Origin of the sequence: Achromobacter sp. Bel, assembly GCF_012928505.1 — a bacterium.
Taxonomy (GTDB): Bacteria; Pseudomonadota; Gammaproteobacteria; order Burkholderiales; family Burkholderiaceae_B; genus Achromobacter.
Genome location: NZ_JABBJN010000008.1, coordinates 39,270 through 61,949 on the forward strand (window position 1 = coordinate 39,270; position 22,680 = coordinate 61,949).

At 59.7% G+C, this 22,680-nt stretch carries 16 protein-coding genes, 1 tRNA gene and 2 pseudogenes; 5 read left to right on the forward strand and 14 right to left on the reverse strand.

What is annotated here, in order from left to right; all coding sequences use genetic code 11:
• Positions 1–785: 785 nt before the first annotated feature.
• The 4 genes from HG262_RS07435 to HG262_RS07450 all read left to right on the forward strand — a co-directional run bounded on the left by HG262_RS07435 (position 786) and on the right by HG262_RS07450 (position 5,645).
• Positions 786–2,411 carry a Hint domain-containing protein gene (locus HG262_RS07435; protein ID WP_169270413.1) on the forward strand — a complete coding sequence of 542 codons (1,626 nt, stop codon included), beginning with the start codon at positions 786–788 and terminating at the stop codon, positions 2,409–2,411.
• Between the two features lie 580 nt (positions 2,412–2,991).
• On the forward strand, positions 2,992–3,990 hold the full coding sequence (locus HG262_RS07440; RefSeq protein ID WP_169270414.1) for a lysophospholipid acyltransferase family protein: 999 nt from the start codon (positions 2,992–2,994) through the stop codon (positions 3,988–3,990).
• Between the two features lie 374 nt (positions 3,991–4,364).
• Entirely contained in the window at positions 4,365–4,994 is a 630-nt protein-coding gene (locus HG262_RS07445) for an IS110 family transposase (protein WP_169270415.1), read from the forward strand.
• Positions 4,995–5,477: 483 nt separating this feature from the next.
• Positions 5,478–5,645 (forward strand): hypothetical protein, encoded by a 168-nt coding sequence (locus tag HG262_RS07450; protein ID WP_169270416.1) that lies wholly within the window; start codon positions 5,478–5,480, stop codon positions 5,643–5,645.
• Between the two features lie 184 nt (positions 5,646–5,829).
• On the opposite strand, the pseudogene istB reads toward HG262_RS07450, so the two are convergent.
• Together istB and HG262_RS07460 are read right to left on the reverse strand one after the other, a co-directional pair.
• A pseudogene (istB, locus tag HG262_RS07455) lies at positions 5,830–6,588 on the reverse strand (IS21-like element helper ATPase IstB).
• Between the two features lie 16 nt (positions 6,589–6,604).
• A pseudogene (locus HG262_RS07460) lies at positions 6,605–6,814 on the reverse strand (IS21 family transposase); the annotation flags it as partial.
• 666 nt (positions 6,815–7,480) lie between these two features.
• Between HG262_RS07460 and HG262_RS07465 the strand changes: the two are divergent.
• Positions 7,481–8,308, forward strand: coding sequence for a pectin acetylesterase-family hydrolase (locus HG262_RS07465; protein WP_169270417.1), 828 nt, complete (start codon positions 7,481–7,483; stop codon positions 8,306–8,308).
• A 150-nt stretch (positions 8,309–8,458) separates the two neighbouring features.
• Here the strand turns inward: HG262_RS07465 and HG262_RS07470 are convergent.
• From HG262_RS07470 to hisC, 12 genes are all read right to left on the reverse strand, one after another.
• Positions 8,459–8,537, reverse strand: a tRNA-Ile gene (locus HG262_RS07470).
• Positions 8,538–8,546: 9 nt separating this feature from the next.
• Positions 8,547–10,814: an RNA polymerase sigma factor RpoD gene (rpoD, locus tag HG262_RS07475; protein WP_169270418.1), complete on the reverse strand. Its 2,268-nt coding sequence runs from the start codon at positions 10,812–10,814 to the stop codon at positions 8,547–8,549.
• A gap of 882 nt (positions 10,815–11,696) precedes the next feature.
• Positions 11,697–13,754 (reverse strand): DNA primase, encoded by a 2,058-nt coding sequence (gene dnaG, locus HG262_RS07480; RefSeq protein WP_169270419.1) that lies wholly within the window; start codon positions 13,752–13,754, stop codon positions 11,697–11,699.
• 19 nt (positions 13,755–13,773) lie between these two features.
• The gene (gene rpsU / locus HG262_RS07485) at positions 13,774–13,986 is read right to left on the reverse strand and encodes a 30S ribosomal protein S21 (RefSeq protein ID WP_006218592.1); all 213 of its coding nucleotides are present in this window, start codon (positions 13,984–13,986) and stop codon (positions 13,774–13,776) included.
• 420 nt (positions 13,987–14,406) lie between these two features.
• Positions 14,407–14,949 (reverse strand): phosphoribosyltransferase family protein, encoded by a 543-nt coding sequence (locus HG262_RS07490; RefSeq protein ID WP_006223983.1) that lies wholly within the window; start codon positions 14,947–14,949, stop codon positions 14,407–14,409.
• An 83-nt stretch (positions 14,950–15,032) separates the two neighbouring features.
• A complete protein-coding gene (locus HG262_RS07495; RefSeq protein WP_006223984.1) occupies positions 15,033–16,328 on the reverse strand; it encodes an adenylosuccinate synthase in 1,296 nt (431 codons plus the stop codon).
• Between the two features lie 76 nt (positions 16,329–16,404).
• Positions 16,405–17,562 (reverse strand): ATP phosphoribosyltransferase regulatory subunit, encoded by a 1,158-nt coding sequence (locus HG262_RS07500; protein WP_169270420.1) that lies wholly within the window; start codon positions 17,560–17,562, stop codon positions 16,405–16,407.
• A 265-nt stretch (positions 17,563–17,827) separates the two neighbouring features.
• Entirely contained in the window at positions 17,828–18,730 is a 903-nt protein-coding gene (hflC, locus tag HG262_RS07505; protein ID WP_169270421.1) for a protease modulator HflC, read from the reverse strand.
• Positions 18,731–18,748: 18 nt separating this feature from the next.
• Positions 18,749–20,053: an FtsH protease activity modulator HflK gene (gene hflK / locus HG262_RS07510; protein ID WP_169270422.1), complete on the reverse strand. Its 1,305-nt coding sequence runs from the start codon at positions 20,051–20,053 to the stop codon at positions 18,749–18,751.
• A complete protein-coding gene (hflX, locus tag HG262_RS07515) occupies positions 20,019–21,125 on the reverse strand; it encodes a GTPase HflX (RefSeq protein WP_169270423.1) in 1,107 nt (368 codons plus the stop codon). The genes hflK and hflX overlap by 35 nt, the downstream gene beginning before the upstream one ends.
• 84 nt (positions 21,126–21,209) lie before the next feature.
• Positions 21,210–21,446, reverse strand: coding sequence for an RNA chaperone Hfq (gene hfq, locus HG262_RS07520; protein ID WP_006218585.1), 237 nt, complete (start codon positions 21,444–21,446; stop codon positions 21,210–21,212).
• A 158-nt stretch (positions 21,447–21,604) separates the two neighbouring features.
• A complete protein-coding gene (hisC, locus tag HG262_RS07525; RefSeq protein WP_169270424.1) occupies positions 21,605–22,678 on the reverse strand; it encodes a histidinol-phosphate transaminase in 1,074 nt (357 codons plus the stop codon).
• Positions 22,679–22,680 lie beyond the last annotated feature (2 nt).

Here is a 22,680-nt window from a genome sequence, read left to right on the forward strand (position 1 = left end):
GTCCCGACGAAATACCACATAAGACGCACACGCCTTCCTTTCCGTTGCGGCGGAAGCCACTGCTCGCCGTCCTTTCACGCGGGTGCCCGTATTTGTCGCACATTTATCACGCCCTCTGCACTTCCTCGAGAGGGCCATTGGGCTCTTCAGGCGGTCTGATTCGCATATCCGGATACGTTGCATAGCACCATGTCCAGATACTCGAAAACCTCGGCTTATAAAAAAATAGAGATTAAAAATAAATACAAGCCGTCAAATATGATTCAGAAGAATATTTTGTAACTTTGACCGGAATTCTGAATGCGTGCTTAAAAAAAACGATGCTCGTTATATTTCGATATAAAACATACTCGCAATAATTTGATACTCTCCGCCGATTTTTGCCTTTTTTAGGTGAAATTTCGCTGTTTCTGAAAAATTTCGTATTTTTTATTCATAAAGCTAGCCACAAATTCGCCTTTCTCGCCGATTATGTAACGACAATTTAATTCGATTGCAAAACATTTGCGTTTTTTTTCAATATAGGGTTATCCCTATAAATGGGTAACTCAGCTTCATTAATAATTGCTTCGAGTAACTCGAACTCCTCGATTACTAACGACGTTTCTAGGCGCGTTCCACTCGCACAACTTTCCATATGGGAGAAAGTCAATGTCGCCCATTTTCCGTTAGCGCCACCTCACTAGCTACGACTTAGGTAGCGTTCATTTCCGCCCCAAGAATATGTCCGAGTGTATTTATGCACCCGGCAGGGACACCTTTACGCAAAAATCCCGAGGGACACCATGGCACTAAATATTTCCGTTGGATCGAATACCACCGAGATCATTAACTCCACGAACGCCCCTGCAGACGACATTGTTAATGCCGAACTGCTGGGCAACAGTAACCTTATCGTCGACGGCGTCGATATAACCTTGAATCCGACGGTGGGCGCGGGTGTACTGCAAACCAACACCGTCAGTGCGATCAACGGAGCGAATGTCGTGGTTTCTGGCGTCGCCGGCGTAACCGCCGCAAATGCCATCACCTACAACATCGGAGCAGACTCCTCCCTGCAATACGGAGGCGAACTACTTGACGTCTCTTTGCTGGAAAACACCAAGATCAATTTCGACGCTAACGGCACCGGCACGCTGAAAGTGATCATGCCGACGATCGATCTGAATCTTTCCACCTTTCCGACGATTTCGGGGCTCTCCAACGGCGACCAACTGATCGTCGAAAAAGATAACCTCATCGGCCCTAATACTGTCGGCAACCAGGTTTCCTTCGATGAAGCTACTGGCGTACTGCAAGTGCAATTCGTGTCCAGCGGCCCGATTCCCATCACTACCAATCTGGCATCCTTTCAAATCACCGACTACCCTGCCGGCGCCACCTTCAGCATCGACGGTTCCGGAAATGTAGTTTTCGCTTGCTATCTCCGCGGCACCCGGATTGCAACAGTGGACGGCGAGAAGCTGGTGGAAGAGATTCAGGCCGGCGATCGCCTCCTTACAGCCCGTGGCGGAATCGCGACGGTGAAGTGGGTCGGCCATCGGAAACTGCACAGCAGCCGCATCAAGGCCTCGGACGCGATTCGCGCATATCCCGTGCGCTTTACCGCAGGTTCTTTGGCTCCGAATGTACCCAATCGCGATCTCTACGTTTCGCCGGGCCATCACATGTACTTTGACGGCAAGCTGGTACCGGCCATGCTGCTGGTCAACGGCCAGACGATTACCCAGGAATTCAATCGCACGTCGTTCGAGTACTTTCACGTCGAGCTCGACCAATTCGACATTCTCATCGCTGAAGGGGCTGCTGCGGAATCGTATGTCGACACGGGCAACCGCGACATGTTCGAAAACGCCGCAAGCGTTGCCATGAAACCCGATTTCGGCGTCACCGAGGGACGCCCGCAGATCGAAGGTATCGAAGTCGTGCGTGCCGGTCCGGTCATCGAGGCGCTGCGCAAATCGATTCTCAAGCGTGCGGAACAACTTACGGGCATCCGCCGCATCACCGAAACAGGTCTACACCTTCAGATCGGCGACCGCACCATCGAGTCGGTCAACGGTTCCAACGAAGGCTCGGTACGTTTCGAACTTTCGGCCCCTGTGGACGACGACGTGATCATTGCGTCGCACTCGGCCGTGGTTCGTGACACCACCGCGCATGCCCGCCGCGACCTTCGCAAGGTCGGCGTCGGTTTGTCGCAAATCGTGGTGGAAACGCCTTCAGGCCGTCACGCCATTGATTTGCAAGATCCCCGCCTGGAAGGCCTGCACGAACAGCAGGATATCCATGGAATGAGTATGCGCTGGACGGGGGGGGCTGCACGGATCCCGGCAGCCCTGCTTGAAGGCGCCACGGCGATCGAACTGCACATCCTGCGGACCTACACCTACTGGAAGAAGGCAGCCTAAGTACCAATGCGCTCAATGCGTTGCCACAAAAGCGGCACGCATTGAGCGCCCCTCAGGCATACGCACGTTCGAGTGCGCAGCCAATTCAGAGGCCAGGCGCGCTCCCTTAAACACCAAAGCTCCGGTTTGGAGATGATCTGCATGCAGCAACTTGAGCCATATCGTCACATAAGCGCCTATAGCGACACCAAAGACGCTCACATGGAGGTTGGGCTGTGCGACCCCTGCCATGCCTTAGCGGTATGCCGCCCTAGGTCGGACCCCCACCCCGCGCTACGGTTCCTGGGGTCTATGGCCGCACACTTGAACCCCATTTTGGCGAGAGAAACCGGGGGCCGTGTTGACCAATATTGCTGCAAGACCTGCGGAGCCAAGTGGCATCACAGAATCGATCGACACGATGTGGGCCGCGGTTTCCGGCTAGCCCCCGGATAGCGCCAGCGGTATGGATTACCGGACTTTTCCGGCGTGAGTCGTGGACAGCCCACGCTCCCCTCGATCATCAGGTTCGGGACGCCGCCGCTCCATCACGCAGCTAGGTTTCTAAGTGCACGTAGCTCTTTCCATTACAGGCTGACCCATGCTGGTATTGCATAAACGCACCGTCCCGCTCGTCCGCCCCCCTAAAGGCCTGAACGCGGTGCCACCCAGGCTGCTATCCGCGTTGTGGGAACCGGAGTCACTTCGTCTTTGGGTTCGCTATTGGCTGCAAGATACGGCAAGCGGAGCCTTGGAATTCGGCCTGTATTACCTGCTCCGCCTTATCTCTGTCGAGCGTTGTTCGGCGATAGGGGCTTGGCGTGGACGTTACGGCCGGGCTGAGCATAAAGAGATGGAACAACGGGCACGCGCCGCGTTAGCCGTGTTGCGGCCGGACCTGCGCGACGGCAAGCAAATCAACGATCTGATCGCGCAACTGCGACAGAACGCCGGCCGCACCTTCCTGGAAACGCTGGTTAGCGACCGCATCAGCAACAGCACGCGGGTGCAGGCGGCGGACCCTTCCGCATTGGCCGAAATTCTGCGAGACCGCCGACCGGTGATCTTCGTCACAGTGCATACGGCCAATCTGGGCGACACCATGGGCGGCGCATTGCTGGCATTGACGGGACGGCATGGCACTACAGTCACGCGACCTTTCTTGAACCGGTTCCGCCAGCGCTTGAGCGTCAAGCTACGCCCGCGCAGCAATGCCGCAATATTGCCACCCGGGATCGGCACCACTCGGCAGTTGCTACGCCAGTTGCAACGGCCCGACACTTTCGTGCTCCTCCATTTGGACGAAGCGCGCGGCAAGCAAATCCATTTTCCGACGTTTGGCCGGCCGCTACCCCATGGCGGAAACCTCTCCGTAGCAATACGCCTCGCGGCGACCAGCGGCGCACGACTGGTTCCCGTGCACCTCGAGCGTCTTCCTGGCGTGCGCTATACGCTCCATATGAGCAATCCAGTGGTTGTGCCACCAACGGCCACCCCTGAAGACATGGACGCCGTAGCCCAACAATTGGATGCGCATTTCAGCACAGTCATCCAGACATATTTATCCGACTGGCTGCAGCTCTATTACTTGCGCACCTAAGATCCCCTATTAGGACGAAACACATCAATCCAGATATATATTTCTTATATATCAATTGCCTATCAAAACAGCCCATGTTTGCGCACGCGAAGTAAGGGCTTAAGCTGGTCGTTTTCCACGGTTTCGCAGCCGCTCGCCGTTCGATAATTGTTGAACCGGTGCTACATGGCACGGTCCAACTGGCAAGTAAACCCTGCGATAGGAGGCCACTATGGACTCTCAAAACCCAATCGACAAGTTTCTACGGTGGCCTAGCGATTTTTCGCCAAAACACTGAACTGAGGGCCCGCTACGGCGAGCCTTAATAAGATGGTCAGCCCGATCCCCACCAAGCGGTACGCTGAGTGGGGATTGTTCTTTCTGGCAGATCTCTCATGAGCACCGTCACCCTGATTGGCATTGATCTTGGTAAGCATAGCTTCCATCTACACGGGCAGGACGCGACCGGCAGGATGGTGTTTCGCAAGAAGTGCTCTCGCCCGCAGCTATTCACATTGCTGGGCACCACCCCGAGCAGCACGGTAGTGATGGAGGCCTGCGCAGGAGTTCATTGGATGGCGCGTCGCATCCAGGCGCTGGGCCAACAAGCCAAGCTGATCTCGCCCCAGTTGGTGCGCCTCTTCGTGCAAGGCAACAAGAACGACTTCGCCGATGCGCAGGCAATCTGCGAAGCCGCTTCGCGCCCGAGCATGCGGTTCGTGAGCGCGCGCAATGAGATTCAACAGACCGTCTCAGCGCTGCACCGCATACGAGAGTCGCTGACACGCGAGCGCACCGGTGTGATCAACCAGGTTCACGCATTTTTATTGGAATTCGGCATCAGCCTGCCGCGCGGCCAGGCAATCATCCGGCGCATGCCGGCAGTGCTGGCCGAGCATGAGCTGGCACGGCGCCACTCGAACGTGGTGGCCTGCGCGCTGGCCAATAAATTGGCGAGGATAGCCTGCGCCATCCTCGCCAACGGAACGAACTACCGAAGTAAGCAGGCTGTTAGCGCAATCTGACCTTCATCACCGTTTTACGCAGTCACTTTCTGGTTTTGCGACGCGAGTACGTGAAGACATAAACGACTCAACGGCCTGGCAAGAAACCTGGCAAAAAATTCAGCACCTGGATGCTGAGGCCTCCTTGAGGTTTGCCGGGCGCGACTCTCATCATGGAACGGGGACCTGCCCCCAACCGACTCCGAAATAGATTTGAGCAAAGCCCAATTTACGCCAACACGAACTTGCTTGCAAAAATCGGGCTGATCATAGATTTTTTCGGAGCCTCCCAAATGCGCAATCCTCACACATTTCCGGGACAGGCCGGACAGGAAGCCACCCGGGATAGTTCGCCCATACCCAAGCAGGATGACTAGGTTGTAGGGATACGACTTCCTACCGATGGCAGAGCCCCGCATTTGGGAATAACGTACACCGGATACGCGGCAAGGCTTTGAGCCCGCAGGATGAGATGAAGGAAATTCTCCGGTGAAGGGGATGACAATGCAAGACAGCGATTTACTCAAGACTCTGGTCACAAGCTTGTTTGGTACAACGGAAAAACGCGTGTTGGAAAGACCCGACAGCCCGCACGCCGAACCAACAGACCCAAGCGCATCGAAAGCGCCCGAAGCCATGCGCTGGCCCAGCGACTTTCCGGCAAAACACTAATACAAGCTTCGGGGATGCCACGTCCAGCCTCATTGCAGACGCCGCAAACGGATGCATCGGGTTTGGCCTGGCTTGGTCAAATTGCGTATTCCACGGAAGCTGACCATTCGTTCCACGCGAAGGCGCCCACCGATTCCTCGGAATCCGTCCACCTTGGGCGAGCAGAGATGCGGGCTGAGTTCTTCTACTCCGACAGCTGTTTGTCGGTCAAACCATTTCGGCACTTACGCATGGATTCACCATCGAGGGCCAGGCGGTGGACATTGTGGACGAGCCGGTCAAGATGGCGTCAGCAAGCGTCGGGTCACCGAGCGCCTCATGCCAGTTGTCGACCGGGATCTGGCTGCTGACGATGGTCGAGCGCGAGCCGTGCCGGTCGTCGGGGATTTCAAGCAGGTCACGGCGAGCCTGATCAGACATTGGCGCCATCGCGAGGTCATCCAGCACCAGGACGTCGGTCCTGGCCCACTGTGCAAGCAGTTTGGTGTAGCGACCGGCACCGTGCGCGACGGCCATCTCTTCGCTGAACTTGGGCCTGCGCAAATAGCAGACGGTATAGCCTTGCCGGCGAGCTTGGTTGGCCAGCGCACACCCTAGCCAGCTTTTGCCCAGGCCTGTCTAACCAGTCAGGATGATGTTCTGGTGCCCGCGAATCCATTCCCCGGTCAGCAGGCGTGCGAGCAGAATCCGGTCCAGCCCGCGCGCGCTGCGGTAGTCAATGTCCTCTGGCACAGCATAGGGGAAGCGCAGCTTGGCACGGCGCAGCCGCGCCGAGAGCAGACGCGCCTCTCGTTCACTGGCCTCGCGTTCGACAAGCAGCCCCAGCCGCTCCTCGAAGCCAAGCTGGTCAATGCTGGACTGCAACTGCTGGTCGGCCAGTGCCATGGCCATACCAAACAGCCGCAACGCGTGAAAGCTTCTCGACGGTCGGCTGATGCAGCATGATGACGATCTCACTGTCAGTGATAGTAGGAAGGTCCGCGCACGTTGGCGTGCATGAGCGGCAGTTCAGCCTGTGCGACCGCTACTTCGACGGTCTCCAGGCCGTTCTTCTTGAGCGTCGAGGCGATTTACCGGTAGTTCGGCGCTTTCAGATCGATGGCGCGGCAGCAGGCCGCTTCCAGTCGGTTACACCCGTAGTCCTTGGCCATGCGCAGCACGTCCAGGCAGGTGTTTACACGCGCGAGAGCCTTGCCATCGAAGTCGATACGCCACTTCCAGGCTGCGAGTGGCACAGGTAATGCAACGACTTGCGCAAATTCGTTGGTCCCGGTTTGTCCCCGTCGCGGTAACTGGACGACTTGATGATGATGGCTTCAATATCGTTCGCAGAAGCTTCGCGCCTAGTTAGACAGCGCCAGAATGGCACAAGATGGCAAGACAGGTGGCCGATGGGCGTTTAGATTTCTCATATCAAAATTTGGGAGGCTAGCTCGTGCAGACTGATATGGCTCAGGCGGATTCGTCGTCGGAGCGGGACAAACCCGTCGCCAGTCAAAGAACTAATCCCGGAGGAAGGACCCCTATGCGGATCCGCCACGCCGTCGCCCTCGCCCTCTTGCTCGCTCCGCTCGGCGCCATGCCGCAAGAACAAGGCCAGGTAGCGATGACCTCCTGGAAGACCATTGAGCCGGGTGGCGAAACCTCCTGCGCGACGGGAACGCCTTATGCCTTCCATGTGAGGCCGGGCGAAGGTGCGGACGCCGCAAAGCTTCTGATCTTTCTCAGTGACGGCGGCACCTGCTGGACGGGCGAGCAATGCGATCCCAGCTCGGCTGGTTTACATTCCATTCGCGCGTCCTCAGCCAAACGAACCGCGCTGGCGGAGCGAATACATGGGTCGCCTCGGACTCTCTGAACGGGTTGATCCAAGCGACCCGCGCGACTGGCGGGGCATCCTCGACCGCGGCAACCCGGAAAATCCGGTTGCCAAATGGACGCAGGTCTATGCCGCCTATTGCACGGGCGACGCATACCTCGGCAATCGCGACGTGACCTACAAGACCGCAGACGGCCGGGAGGTGGCGGTGCGCCACCGAGGCCGTGCAAATGTGGAATCGGTGCTCAATTGGATCTATGAGAACGTGAAGAAGCCCGAGCGCATCGTCGTCGCCGGGTCGAGCGCGGGCGCCATTGGCACGCCGATCTATGCGGCGGAAGTCTCGGATCATTATCCGGACGTTGAGATTACCGCCGTCGCGGACGGCGCGGGCGGCTATCGGTCCCCGAAGATCGTGGATGCGATCCGGAACTGGGGCTTCTGGGATGACGCGCCCGAATGGGCGGCCGGCATCGATCGCGAGAGCGCGACGTTCGAAGACCTCGGACGCGCGGCGGTGAGACGCGCGCCGCATCTGCGTGTCGTTGAACTCGACACCGCCTATGACGCGGCGCAGGAAAGGTTCCTGAAGGCCTTCGGTACTCCCTCCAGGCTCTACCCGCTGCTGCTGCAGAACCGTGCGGAACAGGCCAAAGGGCTCTCCGGCTTCGCGGGCTTTACGAGCCGGGGCAAGGAGCACACGCAGCTCCTTTTCGACCGCTTCTATACCAATGAAGAGGAAGGCGTCCGCGTATTGGACTGGTTCCGCGACGTGGAGGAAGGCCGCAAGGTCCAAAGCGTCACTTGCGACGAACCGGAGTCCTGCGAGAAGGAACCGGAATAACATTCTTTCGCGCAGATCAACATTCTTTAACCCGCTGATACTGGACGGAACCAGAATGTACGACCGCGGATTCAGCGCCACAGTGCGCCGCTTGTACGCCTCAAAAAGACCAAGGGGTTACGTCAACGTGACGTAACCCCTTGATTTCTTTGGTAGGCCCCCCGAGAGTCGAACTCGGCACCAACGGATTATGAGTCCGCTGCTCTAACCAGGCATGAGCTAGAGGCCCAGGAAACGATTACTGCCCTTCCAGGAAGCTCTTCAGCTTATCGGCCCGGCTGGGGTGACGCAGCTTGCGCAGCGCTTTAGCCTCTATTTGGCGAATGCGCTCACGCGTGACGTCGAATTGCTTGCCCACTTCTTCCAGGGTCTGATCGGTGCTCATTTCGATGCCGAAACGCATACGCAGAACCTTGGCTTCACGCGGGGTGAGAGAGTCTAGCACTTCCTTGACCACATCACGCATGGAGCCGTGCAGCGCCGCATCCGAAGGCGCCAGGGTGGACGTGTCTTCGATGAAATCGCCCAGGTGCGAGTCGTCGTCGTCACCGATCGGCGTTTCCATGGAGATCGGTTCCTTCGCGATCTTCAGGATCTTGCGGATCTTGTCTTCCGGCATGTCCATCTTCTGCGCCAGGGTCGCAGGATCCGGCTCGGCGCCGGTTTCCTGCAGGATCTGACGGCTGATCCGGTTCATCTTGTTGATCGTTTCGATCATGTGAACCGGGATACGGATGGTACGCGCCTGGTCGGCGATCGAACGCGTGATGGCCTGACGGATCCACCACGTGGCGTACGTCGAAAACTTGTAGCCGCGACGGTATTCGAACTTGTCCACGGCCTTCATCAAGCCGATGTTGCCTTCCTGGATCAGATCCAGGAACTGCAGGCCGCGGTTCGTGTACTTCTTGGCGATCGAGATCACCAGGCGCAGGTTGGCCTCGGTCATTTCGCGCTTGGCCTTGCGAGCCTTGGCTTCGCCGGTGGCCATGCGCTTGTTGACGTCTTTCAGGTCCTTCAGCGGCAGCACGACGCGCGTTTGCAGGTCGATCAGCTTTTGCTGCAATTCCTGGACGGCCGGAATCTGACGCTCCAGCGTCTCGGCGTACGGATGGCCGGCAGCGACTTCTTCCACCACCCACTGCAGGTTGGTTTCGTTGCCCGGGAAGACCTTGATGAAGTGCGTGCGCGGCATGCCGGCACGGTCCACACACGTATGCAGGACAGCGCGCTCAAGCTGGCGCACTTCTTCAACCTGGTTGCGCAGCGTGTCGGCCAGCTTTTCGACCATCTTGGCCGTGAAGCGGATGCCCATCAGTTCGTTCTGGATGGACTCCTGGGCACGCACGTAGATGTCCGACTTGTAGCCGTCCTTCTCGTACGACAGGCGCATCTTGTCGAACTGCTTGCTGACCTCGTCAAACTTGGCCAACGCCTTCACGCGCAAGTCTTCCAGCTGCTTGCTGGACATACCGCCCGCGGGGCCGTCATCGCTTTCGTCTTCGTCGGCGGTAACGCCGGCGCCGGCGTATTCTTCACCGTCTTCCGGATCAACCAGGCCATCGACGACTTCGTCGATCTGCGCCTGGCCTTCCCGCACGCGCAGGATATGGGCCAGGATTTCGTTGATCGTGGTCGGGCAGGCCGAAATGGCCATGACCATGTGCTTCAGGCCGTCTTCGATGCGTTTGGCGATTTCGATTTCGCCTTCGCGAGTCAGCAGCTCGACCGAACCCATTTCGCGCATGTACATGCGCACGGGATCGGTGGTGCGGCCGAAATCGGAGTCGACGGTGGTCAGCGCGGCTTCGGCTTCATCTTCGACGTCGTCGTCGTTGGACGCGACCGGCGCATTTTCGCTCATCAGCAGCGTTTCGGCGTCGGGGGCCTGGTCGTAAACCGCGATGCCCATATCGCTAAAGGTGCTGATGATGCCGTCGATCGCTTCGGCGTCGACCAAGTCGTCAGGCAAATGGTCGTTGATTTCGCCGTAGGTCAGGTAGCCGCGGTCCTTGCCCAGCTTGATCAGCTGCTTCAGGCGGTTGCGGCGTGCTTCGTACTCTTCCGGTGTCACGGGACCACGGGCGATCAGATCCTTGGGATCCGCCTTGCCGCGCTTGCCGCCGCGCTTGGGCGGCTTCAGATCGGGCAGGACTTCGCCTTCGCCGTCCATCGTGTCGTCGAAACCGTCGGAATCGTTGTTCGCATTCTTCGCGGGGCGGCCCGGACGGCGACCGCTGGGGACTGCCGGACGCGCGGTGCCCACCAAGTCGGCGAGCTTGTCTTCAGCCTTCTTGGCGCGAGCCTTCGTCACTTTTTCGGGCTTATCAGCCGCAGCCGTCTTGGTTGCCTTCTTGGCAGCCGTCTTGGCAGCGGGCTTGGCGACCTTCACCGCCGTTTTGGCGGGCGCTTTTTCCGCCGCCATGCTTACGGCGCGCTTGGCCGCAGGGGCCTTGAGTTCAGCCGCATCAATTGCAGAGGAGGATTTGCCGGTGGATTTGGTCATAGTCGCTTCCGTGGTCGTCGCAACCCGTTTGGGCATGTTGCACCGCATAAAGCCGCCCTGGACGGTGGACCAGCGCGGCGCAAAATACGGGTAAAACTGGTGAATCGGCAGAGTCCATGCGGCTGCGTTGTTCGCAGCACCAGCTCTTGCGAGCCCGCTTGACGCCGTTGCGGTGCAGTACCGTTGGGGCGCTTGACGTGCATGGCCTCATTCCTCGACGGATTTCGGGCGTTGGGGGGGCTGCCTGCCTATAAATAGGCTTTGCTTGCTTATGGGGGCTTGCCCCTAGCAGCTTATGTAGACACAGCACCCAGACCACTAACGCTACGCGAAACGACACGCCGTTGAACTGCCTGATTCACCGCTCAGCTATCAGCTATATTAATTAACTATGTAACAATTTTGACGCGCGGACCTGATAATTTCTGCGGGTCAAATGGCACAACACATCTTCAAAATCTTCGAACGCAACGTGCCTTCATGCACGAAGCGCTCTCACATCACTACCGAGTTAGATTCGGTCCGCCGCAATAGATTCCATGGCCGGCTACGCTACCCCACATTCGCGCCAGGACTACCAGCAAATTCAGGAAGAATTAAGCTGAAATCAACTGAAAACGCACCAATGGAGCCAATTTACCCAGGGTTTGGCAGTTTCCAGGGTTTGCTAGTTTCCTATTCGTTTGCCAGTTTCCTACTTGCATAGGACCTTCCCGGCTCGGAAACGGCGGTTTCTACTGGTTTCTACTTCCAACCCAGCTATCTCCCTGATTCCCTAGCCCTACCTCCCTAGCCCTACCATTTCTTCTATTCGCAGCTACTATCATTTCCAACTACCCGCCGGCGTCTTCGGCCAGCGGACAACCTTTGATTTTAGCGCATTTAGCGTATCCCGGCACCTTTCAGCGTTGCCATACGGCTGGATAGCTCCAGATAGCGCTTGCGCGCTTCATCCGTCGACAACCCCGCCGCCGCCAACTTGGCCATTTCAAGCTTGGCCGAGTCGAATTCGATGCGCCGCAACGCATCATCCCACTCGGTCTGGGGATCTGGAAGGTCTTCTTGAGACAGGATATCCGCTCGCAAACCCTTCAATACCGTAGCCAGGTCCGAATCGGGCTCAGCCGCTTCCAGCAAGGCGCCCACATGGCGCGCACCACTGGATTGCGCCAGCATGATCAAGTCCCTTACCAATCCTAGATGGGGGCCATGGTCGATGACTTCAAGTTGCTGGTCTCCCATGGAGTCCACTAACTCGGGATGCGCCAGCAACAACCCAAGCAAGCGCTTGGCCAACGAAGGCATGGTGCGGCGGCCTTCGAAGCCCCCAACGTCGTTATCGCGACGCCCTTTCCAGTTGCCTTTGCCCGGCTTCCAGTCGCCCTTGCTTTTCCAATCGCTCTTGCCCTTCCATTCCTGCTTGCCGCCAGCGCGCTGACCGCCGCCGCCCGCAAATTCACCGCCGCCTTGCGACGGGAATTGGCCGTAGTCGGCGAAATCCGGCTCGTCGGCAGGAATATCATGGAAATCATGCCCGGCGAAGTCATAGCCCATATCCGGGTGACCGCCCTCATGATCCGGGCCTGCGCCCCCCGTCGAATCGCCCGCCGCCGGCTTGGGCGTCGCTGCGGGCGCAAACGGCTTGGCGGGCTGTTGGGCCAGGATCTGGGCCATTTCTTCAGGAGTCAACTGCACCAGCTTGGCCATTTCCCGCTCGATCTGCACGCGCAGCGCACATTCGGGAATCGCCGCCAACAACGGTTTGGCTTCATGCAAGCAACTGGCGCGCCCTTCGGCCTCGTTCATGTTGTGCCGCGACGCCAGCTCGTCCAGCAGAAAACGCGATAGCGCCACCGCATCGGCCAGACAGGCGCGGAAGGCTTCAGCGCCCAATTCGCGCACATAGGAATCCGGGTCGTGCTCGGACGGCAGGAACAGGAAACGGATCGCGATGTCGTCCCGCAGCACGGGCAGGCAAGCCTGCAACGCACGCCAGGCGGCACGCCGGCCCGCTCCATCCCCGTCAAAACTGAAAATCACCTTGTCGCTGGCGCGAAGCAGTTTCTTCACGTGATCGGGCGTGGTGGCCGTACCTAGCGTAGCCACCGCATTGGCGATACCCTGCTGCGCCAGGCCGACCACGTCCATATAACCTTCGACCACGATCACCTGCCCTTCCTGGCGGATGGACTGGCGCGCCTCCCACAAGCCGTAGAGCTCATGGCCCTTCGAGAACAGGGGCGTTTCGGGGGAATTCAGGTATTTGGGCTCGCCTTTGCCAATGATGCGTCCGCCGAATCCGATCAGGCTGCCCCGCACATTGCGGATGGGAAACATGACGCGTTCGCGGAACCGGTCGTAGCGACGGCCGTCTTCGGACTCAATGACCAGCCCCGACTCCACCAGCGTGGGGTCGTCGTAATTGGGGAAAACCTGCGACAGGCCATGGCGGTCGGTGCCCGACCAGCCCAAGCCGAAATGCGCCGCGATTTCACCGGTCAGGCCGCGCTGCTTCAGATAGCGGATCGCCGCCGGCGACGCGCGCAACTGCTTCAGATAATGTGCCTGAGCGGCATCCAGCACCTGCGTATGACGGGATTCCTCGGCCTTGCGGCGCACGGATTCCTGCTGCTGGCGTGGACTGCGATTTTCTTCGGGGACCGTCATTCCCGCCGAAGCCGCGAGCGTACGCACGGCTTCGGGGAAACTGGTGCCCGTATGTTCCATCAGGAAAGTGATGGCACTGCCGTGCGCTCCACAACCGAAGCAGTGGTAGAACTGCTTGGTGGGGCTGACAGTGAATGACGGACTTTTTTCGTTATGAAAGGGGCACAGGCCAAGCAGGTTGGCCCCACCCTTTCGCAACTGCACATATCGCCCGACTACGTCGACAACGTCGACTCGGGCGAGTAGATCCTGGATGAATGATTCTGGAATCAATAGATTCGGGAATCAAAAATCAATACAGGCGCGGGGGCAGTTGTTGGCTACGGATGCGCTTGTAGTGGCGCTTCACAGCGGCGGCATGCTTGCGCTTGCGCTCAGCCGTGGGCTTCTCATAGAACTCGCGCGAACGCAGCTCGGTGAGCAAACCGGTCTTTTCGATGGTGCGCTTGAAGCGGCGCAGAGCGGCTTCAAACGGTTCGTTTTCCTTCAGTCGAACGATAGGCATAAAGTGATTGGCCTGCTTGTAGGGTAACAAAAGTTGATGACAAACCTGGCTTGCTTACCAGCAACGCTGCCTAGGATCCAGGTCCGCGAAAACATCCCCTCGCGCTATATAGACATGCACTGGCACTCCAGGCACGCAACCACAACACAAAGGAAAGTACCGCGGAAACGAGGAACCTTGGAGCGCAACCCGGGACTAGGACACATGCGCTGCGCGCTGCATATGCTGCATGCGGCCTTGCCTTCCATTTCCCGGATTTCCGCTGGCTGTTTCCGTTACCCAAAGACTACCCAAAGAGTAACAAGCCAAGTTCGGTTTAGCGATAACCAGCGATTCTAGCATGGTCATGACCATTTTGACTACTAGGAGGGACACTTGGCACCCAGAGGCCGCCAGCCCCTCCCCTGACCCATTCCGGGGTCAGCTCTTGGAACCCTTACGGATCCAGGCTTCGAGCTGATGTGGACGCAGGCTGTCGTAATCTTCGAACGGCTGGTGGATCCAGGGGTTCGTTGGCAGCTTCTCGACATAATAGTCGGGCGTTGCCTGGGAATGCCCCTTCCACCACAGGACGGCGCTGCGCAATTCGGTGATGTCGGCGAACTGGCTCTTCAGGTGGTCATAGACCTTGCTGAAGGTCTTGCCGGTATCGACCATGTCGTCCACCAGCAACACCCGCCCGGACAATGTGCCGCGCGTAATGGTGATGAACTGGGCGATATCCATGTCGCCTTGCTTCGTGCCAGCCGCCTCGCGGTAGCTGCTCGTCGCCAGGATACCCAGCGGCACATCGAAAATGCGGGACATTACGTCACCGACGCGCATACCGCCGCGCGCCAGACAAAGAATCTTGTCGAACTTCCATCCCGATTGATGCACCTGCAAGGTAAGGCGCTCGATCAAACGGTTGTAATCGTCCCACGTCACCCACAGATGGCTGTCATCATTGGTCGGCGTGCTCATAGGCAAGCATCTCCTGCTTAAAGATACGAAAAGGCCGCCGCCGGTATGAGACCGGCGGCGGCCTTTGGAATATTAACCCGATGTCAGCCCTTCAGGGGATGACGCAGGACAATGGTTTCATTGCGGTCAGGACCGGTCGACACCAGGTCGATCGGCACGCCGCAGACTTCGGCAACGCGCTCCAGGTAGCGACGGGCCGCCTCGGGCAGCTTGTCGTACTCGGTGATGCCGACGGTCGATTCCGACCAGCCCGGCAGCTCTTCCAGCACCGGCTGCGCCTGGGCCACGGCGTGGGCGCCATACGGCAGCACGTCACGGAACTCGCCGTTAACGCGGTAACCCACGCCCAGTTGGATGGTTTCCAGGCCGTCCAGCACGTCCAGCTTGGTGATGCAAAGGCCGGAAATGCCGTTCAGGCGAACCGAGCGCTTCAGCGCGGCGCCATCGAACCAGCCGCAACGACGCGGACGGCCGGTAACCGAACCGAATTCCTTGCCGATCGTGGCCAGGCGCGTACCGATCTCGTCGACCAGTTCGGTCGGGAACGGACCGGAACCGACGCGGGTCGTGTAGGCCTTGGTGATGCCCAGGACGTAGTCCAACTGCTGCGGACCCACGCCAGCACCCGCCGACGCGGCGCCAGCCACGCAATTGCTGCTGGTGACGAACGGGTACGTGCCGTGGTCGACATCCAGCAAAGCGCCCTGCGCGCCTTCGAACAGAATGCGCTTGCCTTCCTGCTGCATGGCGTACAGATTGCTGGACACGTCCTTGACCATCGGTGCGATGGCGGGAGCCAGCGCCATGGCCTGATCGCGCACTTCGTCGGCCGAAACCGCTTCGGCGCCCAGGTACTTGGTCAGCACGAAGTTGTGGTAATCCAGCACTTCGGCGAGCTTCTCGTCGAACAGCGAAGGATTGAACAAGTCCTGCACGCGCAGTGCGCGGCGGGCAACCTTGTCCTCGTAGGCCGGACCGATGCCACGACCGGTCGTGCCGATCTTGCCTTCGCCCTTGCGCGCTTCGCGCGCCTTGTCGATGGCCACGTGGTACGGCAGGATCAGCGGGCAGATTTCGGAAATCTGCAGGCGCGAGCGCACATCCAGGCCAGCAGCCTCCAGCTCTTCGATTTCCTTGAGCAGGGCTTCCGGGGACAGCACAACGCCATTGCCGATGAAGCAGGTGACGCCGGGATGCATGATGCCGGACGGGATCAGGCGAAGAATCGTCTTCTTGCCATTGATCCACAGCGTATGGCCGGCATTGTGACCGCCCTGGAAGCGGACCACGCCTTGGACGGATTCCGCCAGCCAATCGACGATCTTGCCTTTGCCCTCGTCACCCCATTGGGTGCCGATTACGACTACGTTCTTGCTCATGTTACGAATCAATATCGAGTTTCTCGGGAAATCCGGAAATCTCCCCGCGGCCCTCTTGTTTCCAAGAGGGAGTTAGTCACAGCGTTCTGACCGTCCAGGCGCCATCTTGAAGCGCCAGCTCGCGATCGCAAACGAATTCGTCCTGATCCTGCTCGTGACCGGGCAATACCTGAACGACAATCTCCCCTGACCGGCGCAGGCGGCGAACCGCCTCGGTCAGAGCGGGGGCCTGCCCCCAAGGCGCGCGAACCGCACGCGCCCGTTCCGCTGGCGGCAAACCTGCCGCCAGTTTGCGTAAATCCAGACTGAAGCCAGTAGCCGGACGCGCCCGGCCAAAGGCCCGGCTGACGTCGTCATAGCGGCCACCGCTGACCAATGCGTCGTGCCAGCCTTCCGCATACAGCGCGAACTTCACGCCGGAGTGGTAGCCATAGCCCCCCACATCGGCCAGATCAACGCTGAATGCCACATTCGGCATCGCATCCACCACCACCTGCAAGGCGTCCAACGCCACCGCGACACCCGGCAACAGGGGCAGATCGCGACGCGCCGCCTTCAGCACTTCCGCACCGCCATACAGGGTCGGCAGCAGTTGCAACGCCTTCAGCGTTTCACTCCGCATGCCCGGCGCGCGCTGGGCCAGTTCACCCAGGCCCGGCACGTCTTTCTCGCGCAGCAAGCGGATGATTTCCTGCGATACCGCTACAGCAGCCGGGTCCGACTCAAGGATGGCTCGAACCACACCCGAATGGCACAAGTCCAGACGGGGGTTGCGCACCCCGGCGATCGCCACCGTTTCCAGCACGAGCTGGATGATTTCCAGATCGGCTTCAAAGCCGGCATGACCGTAGATCTCGGCGCCAATCTGCAACAGCTCGCGGCTGGACAACAAGTCCGCCGGACGGGCGTGCAACACGTTGCCGCAATAGCACAGGCGGGTCACGCCGGCGCGGTTCAACAAGTGCGCATCAATGCGCGTGACCTGAGGAGTCATGTCCGCCCGCACGCCCAGCGTGCGTCCGGTCAACTGGTCGACCAGCTTGCAAGTGCGCAGATCCAGATCGCTACCGGTGCCGGACAGCAATGAATCGATGTATTCGACCAGGGGCGGCGCGACCAGCTCGAAGCCGTAAGTACGGTACAGATCGAGAAGTTCGCGGCGCAGTTCCTCGATGCGCCGGGCCTCTGCCGGAAGTACGTCGGCAAGGCTCTCGGGCAGCAACCAGTTACCCATGAATGTTTACCTGAAGAACGCCAAGTGATGCATGGGCGTCGCCCAAACGAAAAAGCGGCTGAGGGGGCGTAAGCCCGCTCAGCCGCTGCGGAATGTTTTCTAGCTTACGCGGTATTGTACATGAGTCAGCGGGCAGCGCCAGCCGGGATTACCGGCAGGCGAAGCTGTCCCCCTATTGCCGTCACGCTCCGTTTGCCCAGCCGCCGCACCAGTAAAAAGCCCCTTGGATTTCCAAGGGGCTTTCCGTTTCGCTACGTGCGCCGCCTTACTTGGCCGGCACGGTGACCGGCGCCAAGGCTGCGCCGGCCGGATCCTTCATGAACTGGAAGAAACTGGAACTGGGGTCGACCACCAGCACATCGCCCGGCTTCGAGAACGAAGCACGGTAGGCTTCCAGGCTCTTGTAGTACGTGTAGAACTGCGGGTTCTTGCCGTAGGCCTGCGCGTAGATCGACGCCGCGGCGGCATCGCCTTCACCCATGATGCCTTGGGCCTTGGCATACGCCTGGGCCACGATCACTTCGCGTTGGCGGTCAGCTTCGGCGCGGATCTTTTCACCTTCGGCGGCGCCGATGGAACGCAGCTCGTTGGCGACGCGCGTACGCTCCGCTTCCATGCGGCGATACACCGATTCCGAGATTTCCGGAGCGAACTCGATGCGGCGCAGGCGCACGTCGACGATCTGCACGCCCAGGGGCTCGGCGCGCTTGGCCACGTTGGTCAGGATCTCGGCCATGATCTTGTCGCGTTCGGTCGAGACCACGTCGCGCACCGTGCGCACGTTGACCGATGCGTTCAGTGCGTCGCGGATCAGCGCTTGCAGGCGCTCTTGCGCCACGCGCTCGTTGCCGCCCGTCGAGACGTAGTATTGGCGGGGATCCGCAATACGCCACTTGACGTACGAATCGATCAGCAGGTTCTTCTTTTCGGAAGTCTGGATGCGCTCGGCTTCGTTGGTTTCGATGGTCAGAATGCGCTTGTCCAGCGTCACGACGTTCTGGAACGGCGGCGGGGCCTTGAAGTACAGGCCGGGTTCACTAATGGTCTTGCGCACTTCACCCAGCGAGAACACCAGGGCGTAGTCGCGCTCGCGCACGACGAAGACGCAGGAAGACAGGGCGGCCAGCAGGATGAGCAGGCCGACCAGGATGGGCATAAAACGTTGCATGATCAGGACTCCTCCGGGTTAGCGCGACGTACGGTCGCGAGGCAGCGTGTTGCTATTGCTGCTGCCGGAAGACTGAGGCACCGGGACCGCGCCGCTACGCAACGGCGGCTGAACCGGCGGGCTGATCAACGCAGGCGAACCCGGGTTGCCGACACTGGACTTGCCGCCATCTTGAGCGGCCAGATGCATGATCTTGTCCAAGGGCAGGTACAACATGTTGTTGTTGCTCTTGGTGTCGACCATGACCTTGCTGGCGCGCGTGAAGATGTCCTGCATGCTTTCCAGGTACATGCGCTGGCGCATGACCTGCGGCGCTTTTTCGTATTCACCCAGGATGCTGGTGAAGCGTGACGTATTACCCTGTGCGTCGCCCACGACCTTGGCCTTGTAGCCTTCGGCCTGCTCAGTCATGCGCGAAGCCTGGCCACTGGCCAGCGGCACAACTTGATTGGCGTAAGCCTGGCCTTCGTTGATTTGGCGCTCGCGGTCTTGACCGGCCTTGACGGCGTCATCGAACGCGGCTTGCACCTGCTCGGGCGGCTGCACGTTCTGGATGGCGACCGTGCTGACCTGGACGCCGCTCTGGTAGCGGTCCAGGATCTGCTGCATCAGCGCCTGGACTTGCGTGGCGACCATCGTGCGACCTTCGTACAGCACGAAGTCCATCGACTGCTTGCCCACGACTTCGCGCATAGCCGTTTCAGAGGCCTGGCGGACGGATTCGTCCGGGTCGCGCGTCATGAAGAGGTAGTCCGGCGCGCCGTCGGCCCGCAGGCGATACTGGACGACGAACTGCATATCGACGATGTTCTCGTCCGTCGTGAGCATCAGCGCTTCAGGCAGCACCTTGTTGCGCGAACCGCCGCGGAAACCGACTTCAAACGTACGCAGCTGCGACACGTTGACGATTTCCTGGCTTTGAATGGGGTACGGCAGGCGCCATTGGAAACCGGCCTGCGACGTGCTTTTGTATTTGCCGAACTGGGTCACAACCGCGACCTGGCCTTCTTGCACGATGTAGAAGCCGCTGGCCGCCCAGATGCCCACAGCGACCAGGGCGATGACGCCCAGGCCGATGCGCGCACCACGCGGCGAAGGCGGCGTCATGCCGCCACGGTTGCCGGGACGGTTGTTGCCACCGCCACCGCCCTTGCGCCCGAATAGGGATCCGATGCGATTATTGAAATCGCGCCAGACCTCGTCCAGGTCGGGAGGGCCGTCTCCGTTGCCTTGAGGCCGCTTCGGCGGCGGCTCGGAGCCATTGTTGTTTCCACGACCCCAACCGGGGTCATTCAGATTGAAGAGTTTGATAATTCGCGGCATTGTTTCCCACAATCTGTCCGGTCTCCGCAATTGCCCCGCGCAACGCATCCAGACCGGCGCGCTCGGTGGCGCTTACAAATACTCGCGCAATCGTACCATGTGCATCGCGCTCCACCCGGGGTTCCAAACCAGCCCGGTCAATCTTGTTGTATACCAGAATGGTGGGAACGGCGGAGGCGCCGATTTCAGCGAGGACCTTGTTCACTTCGAAAATCTGTTCGTCGCGCTGCGGACTCGCCGCATCGACCACGTGCAGCAACAGGTCCGCGTGCACCGTCTCTTCCAGCGTCGCCCGGAACGCGGCGATCAGGTCATGAGGCAGGTCGCGGATGAATCCGACCGTGTCCGATACCACAACGTTCCCGGCCCCCTCGATCCAGATGCGCCGCGTGGTCGTATCCAGCGTCGCGAATAGCTGGTCGGCAGCGTAGGTGTCCGCGCGCGTCAATGCGTTGAACAATGTGGACTTGCCGGCATTGGTGTAACCCACAAGCGACACCGACAGCGCCCCCCCGCGGGCTCGCGCGCGGCGCTGCGTCACGCGCTGGCGCTCGACGCGGTCCAGCCGCTCGCGCAACGTCTTGACCTTGGCGCCGATCATGCGGCGGTCCATTTCAAGCTGGGATTCGCCGGGGCCGCGCATCCCGATGCCGCCGCGCTGGCGCTCCAAGTGGCTCCACATGCGCGTCAGGCGCGTGGACAGATGCTGCAACTGCGCCAGCTCGACCTGCAGCTTGCCCTCATGGCTCTTCGCGCGCAGCGCGAAGATGTCCAGGATGAGAGCGACACGGTCCACCACGCGCAAGTTGAAGGCGCGCTCCAGGTTGCGTTGCTGGGCGGGAGACAAGGGTTGGTCGAATAGGACGATGTCGGCCAACAAGGCCTGCGCCATCGCGACGCCCTCGTCTGCCTTGCCGGAGCCGATGAAGAACTTGGCGTCGGGCCGGTCGCGCCGGGCGGTCAGGGTGCCGACGACTTCCGCGCCTGCGCCCTTGGCCAGCATGGCAAATTCCTCGGCATGGGCCGTGAAGTCCGGATCACCCAGATCCACGCTGATAATCAGAGCGCGCATACATGCACCATATTGGAGCCAAAGCGAAAATGCCCGCCGACGTCATCCGTCTGGCGGGCAAAAAAAGGTACAGCTGGAGCGAGATTACTCAGCAGGGACTTCCACCTGGAAATTCACGGCGCGGGCGGGAACAACGGTAGAAATGGCATGCTTGTAGACCATTTGCGTGACCGTATTGCGCAGCAGCACCACGTATTGATCAAACGATTCGATTTGCCCTTGAAGCTTGATACCGTTCACCAAGTAAATCGACACGGGCACATGATCCTTGCGCAGCGTGTTCAGGAACGGATCTTGCAGAGTTTGCCCTTTATTGCTCATTGGCCAGGCTCCATTTGTTTGTTATTGAGTGATGATGTGCTTTTTTGTACTGGTGGAGCACACCGAAATACGTACTCTACAGGGTTTTCCCGGCCCGTGCTACTTGGCCGGGAAGCAAAAGTGACACCAGAGTTTTCAAGCTGAAAAGCCCATGACCATCACGCTTGCAGGACCTCCGCGAGCCCCTTCAGAAGCAGGTCTACCTGCTCGTCCGTGCCCACGGTAATGCGAAGAAACTGATCGATGCGCGCATGACGGAAATGACGCACGATGATGCTGCGCTCGCGCAAAGCGGCGGCAAGGCCCGAAGCGTCTTTGGAGGGGTGCCGCGCGAACACGAAATTCGCGGCCGACGGCAACACTTCAAACCCCAGCGACGCCAGGCCCGCCGTCATCCGCGACCGGGTTTCGATCACGGCTTGGCGAGTCTTCTCAAAGTACTCTGTATCTTCCAATGCCGCCACTGCGCCGGCCAATGCCAGACGATCGATGGGGTAGGAGTTGAAACTGTTCTTTACGCGGTCGAGCCCATCAATGAGCTCGGCGCTACCCACGGCGAAGCCGACGCGCAATCCCGCCAGCGAACGCGACTTGGACAGCGTCTGCACGACGAGCAGGTTGTCGTAGCGCGCAACCAGGCCCACGGCTGATTCGCCACCGAAATCTACATAGGCTTCATCGACCACGACGACGGCGTCGGGGTTGCCCGCGACGATGCGCTCGACTTCGGCCAAGCTGAGTGCGCGGCCCGTGGGCGCATTGGGATTCGGGAAAATGATGGCCCCGGCCTGAGCGCCAGCCCGGGGCAGGTAGTCTTCCACATTGATGCGGAAGTCTGCCGTCAGCGGCACGGTTTCGTATTCGATGCCGTACAGGCCGCAGTAGACCGGGTAGAAACTGTAGGTGATGTCCGGGAAACGCAGCGGGCGCTCGTGCTTGAGCAGCGCCAGGAAAACATGCGCCAGCACCTCGTCGGAGCCGTTGCCCACGAAAACCTGGCCCGGCTGCACGCCCATCGTCGACGCGATCGTCTGGCGAAGGCGATCGGACGAGGGGTCAGGGTACAGCTTGAGCGTATCGTCGCAGGCTGCGCGAATGGCGTCGAGCACCTTGGGCGACGGCCCGTAAGGATGCTCGTTGGTGTTCAGCTTGATCAGATTCTGAAGCTTGGGCTGCTCGCCCGGGACATACGGACTGAGCGTCCCGACCACGGGACTCCAGAAACGGCTCATGG

Excerpts from the sequence above, each read along its gene's own strand:
- HG262_RS07435 (WP_169270413.1), top strand. The coding sequence starts at position 786 with ATGGCACTAAATATTTCCGTTGGATCGAATACCACCGAGATCATTAAC.
- HG262_RS07440 (WP_169270414.1), top strand. The coding sequence starts at position 2,992 with ATGCTGGTATTGCATAAACGCACCGTCCCGCTCGTCCGCCCCCCTAAA.
- HG262_RS07445 (WP_169270415.1), top strand. The coding sequence starts at position 4,365 with ATGAGCACCGTCACCCTGATTGGCATTGATCTTGGTAAGCATAGCTTC.
- HG262_RS07450 (WP_169270416.1), top strand. The coding sequence starts at position 5,478 with ATGCAAGACAGCGATTTACTCAAGACTCTGGTCACAAGCTTGTTTGGT.
- HG262_RS07465 (WP_169270417.1), top strand. The coding sequence starts at position 7,481 with ATGGGTCGCCTCGGACTCTCTGAACGGGTTGATCCAAGCGACCCGCGC.
- rpoD (WP_169270418.1), bottom strand. The coding sequence starts at position 10,814 with ATGACCAAATCCACCGGCAAATCCTCCTCTGCAATTGATGCGGCTGAA.
- rpsU (WP_006218592.1), bottom strand. The coding sequence starts at position 13,986 with ATGCCTATCGTTCGACTGAAGGAAAACGAACCGTTTGAAGCCGCTCTG.
- HG262_RS07490 (WP_006223983.1), bottom strand. The coding sequence starts at position 14,949 with ATGAGCACGCCGACCAATGATGACAGCCATCTGTGGGTGACGTGGGAC.
- HG262_RS07495 (WP_006223984.1), bottom strand. The coding sequence starts at position 16,328 with ATGAGCAAGAACGTAGTCGTAATCGGCACCCAATGGGGTGACGAGGGC.
- HG262_RS07500 (WP_169270420.1), bottom strand. The coding sequence starts at position 17,562 with ATGGGTAACTGGTTGCTGCCCGAGAGCCTTGCCGACGTACTTCCGGCA.
- hflC (WP_169270421.1), bottom strand. The coding sequence starts at position 18,730 with ATGCAACGTTTTATGCCCATCCTGGTCGGCCTGCTCATCCTGCTGGCC.
- hflK (WP_169270422.1), bottom strand. The coding sequence starts at position 20,053 with ATGCCGCGAATTATCAAACTCTTCAATCTGAATGACCCCGGTTGGGGT.
- hflX (WP_169270423.1), bottom strand. The coding sequence starts at position 21,125 with ATGCGCGCTCTGATTATCAGCGTGGATCTGGGTGATCCGGACTTCACG.
- hfq (WP_006218585.1), bottom strand. The coding sequence starts at position 21,446 with ATGAGCAATAAAGGGCAAACTCTGCAAGATCCGTTCCTGAACACGCTG.
- hisC (WP_169270424.1), bottom strand. The coding sequence starts at position 22,678 with ATGAGCCGTTTCTGGAGTCCCGTGGTCGGGACGCTCAGTCCGTATGTC.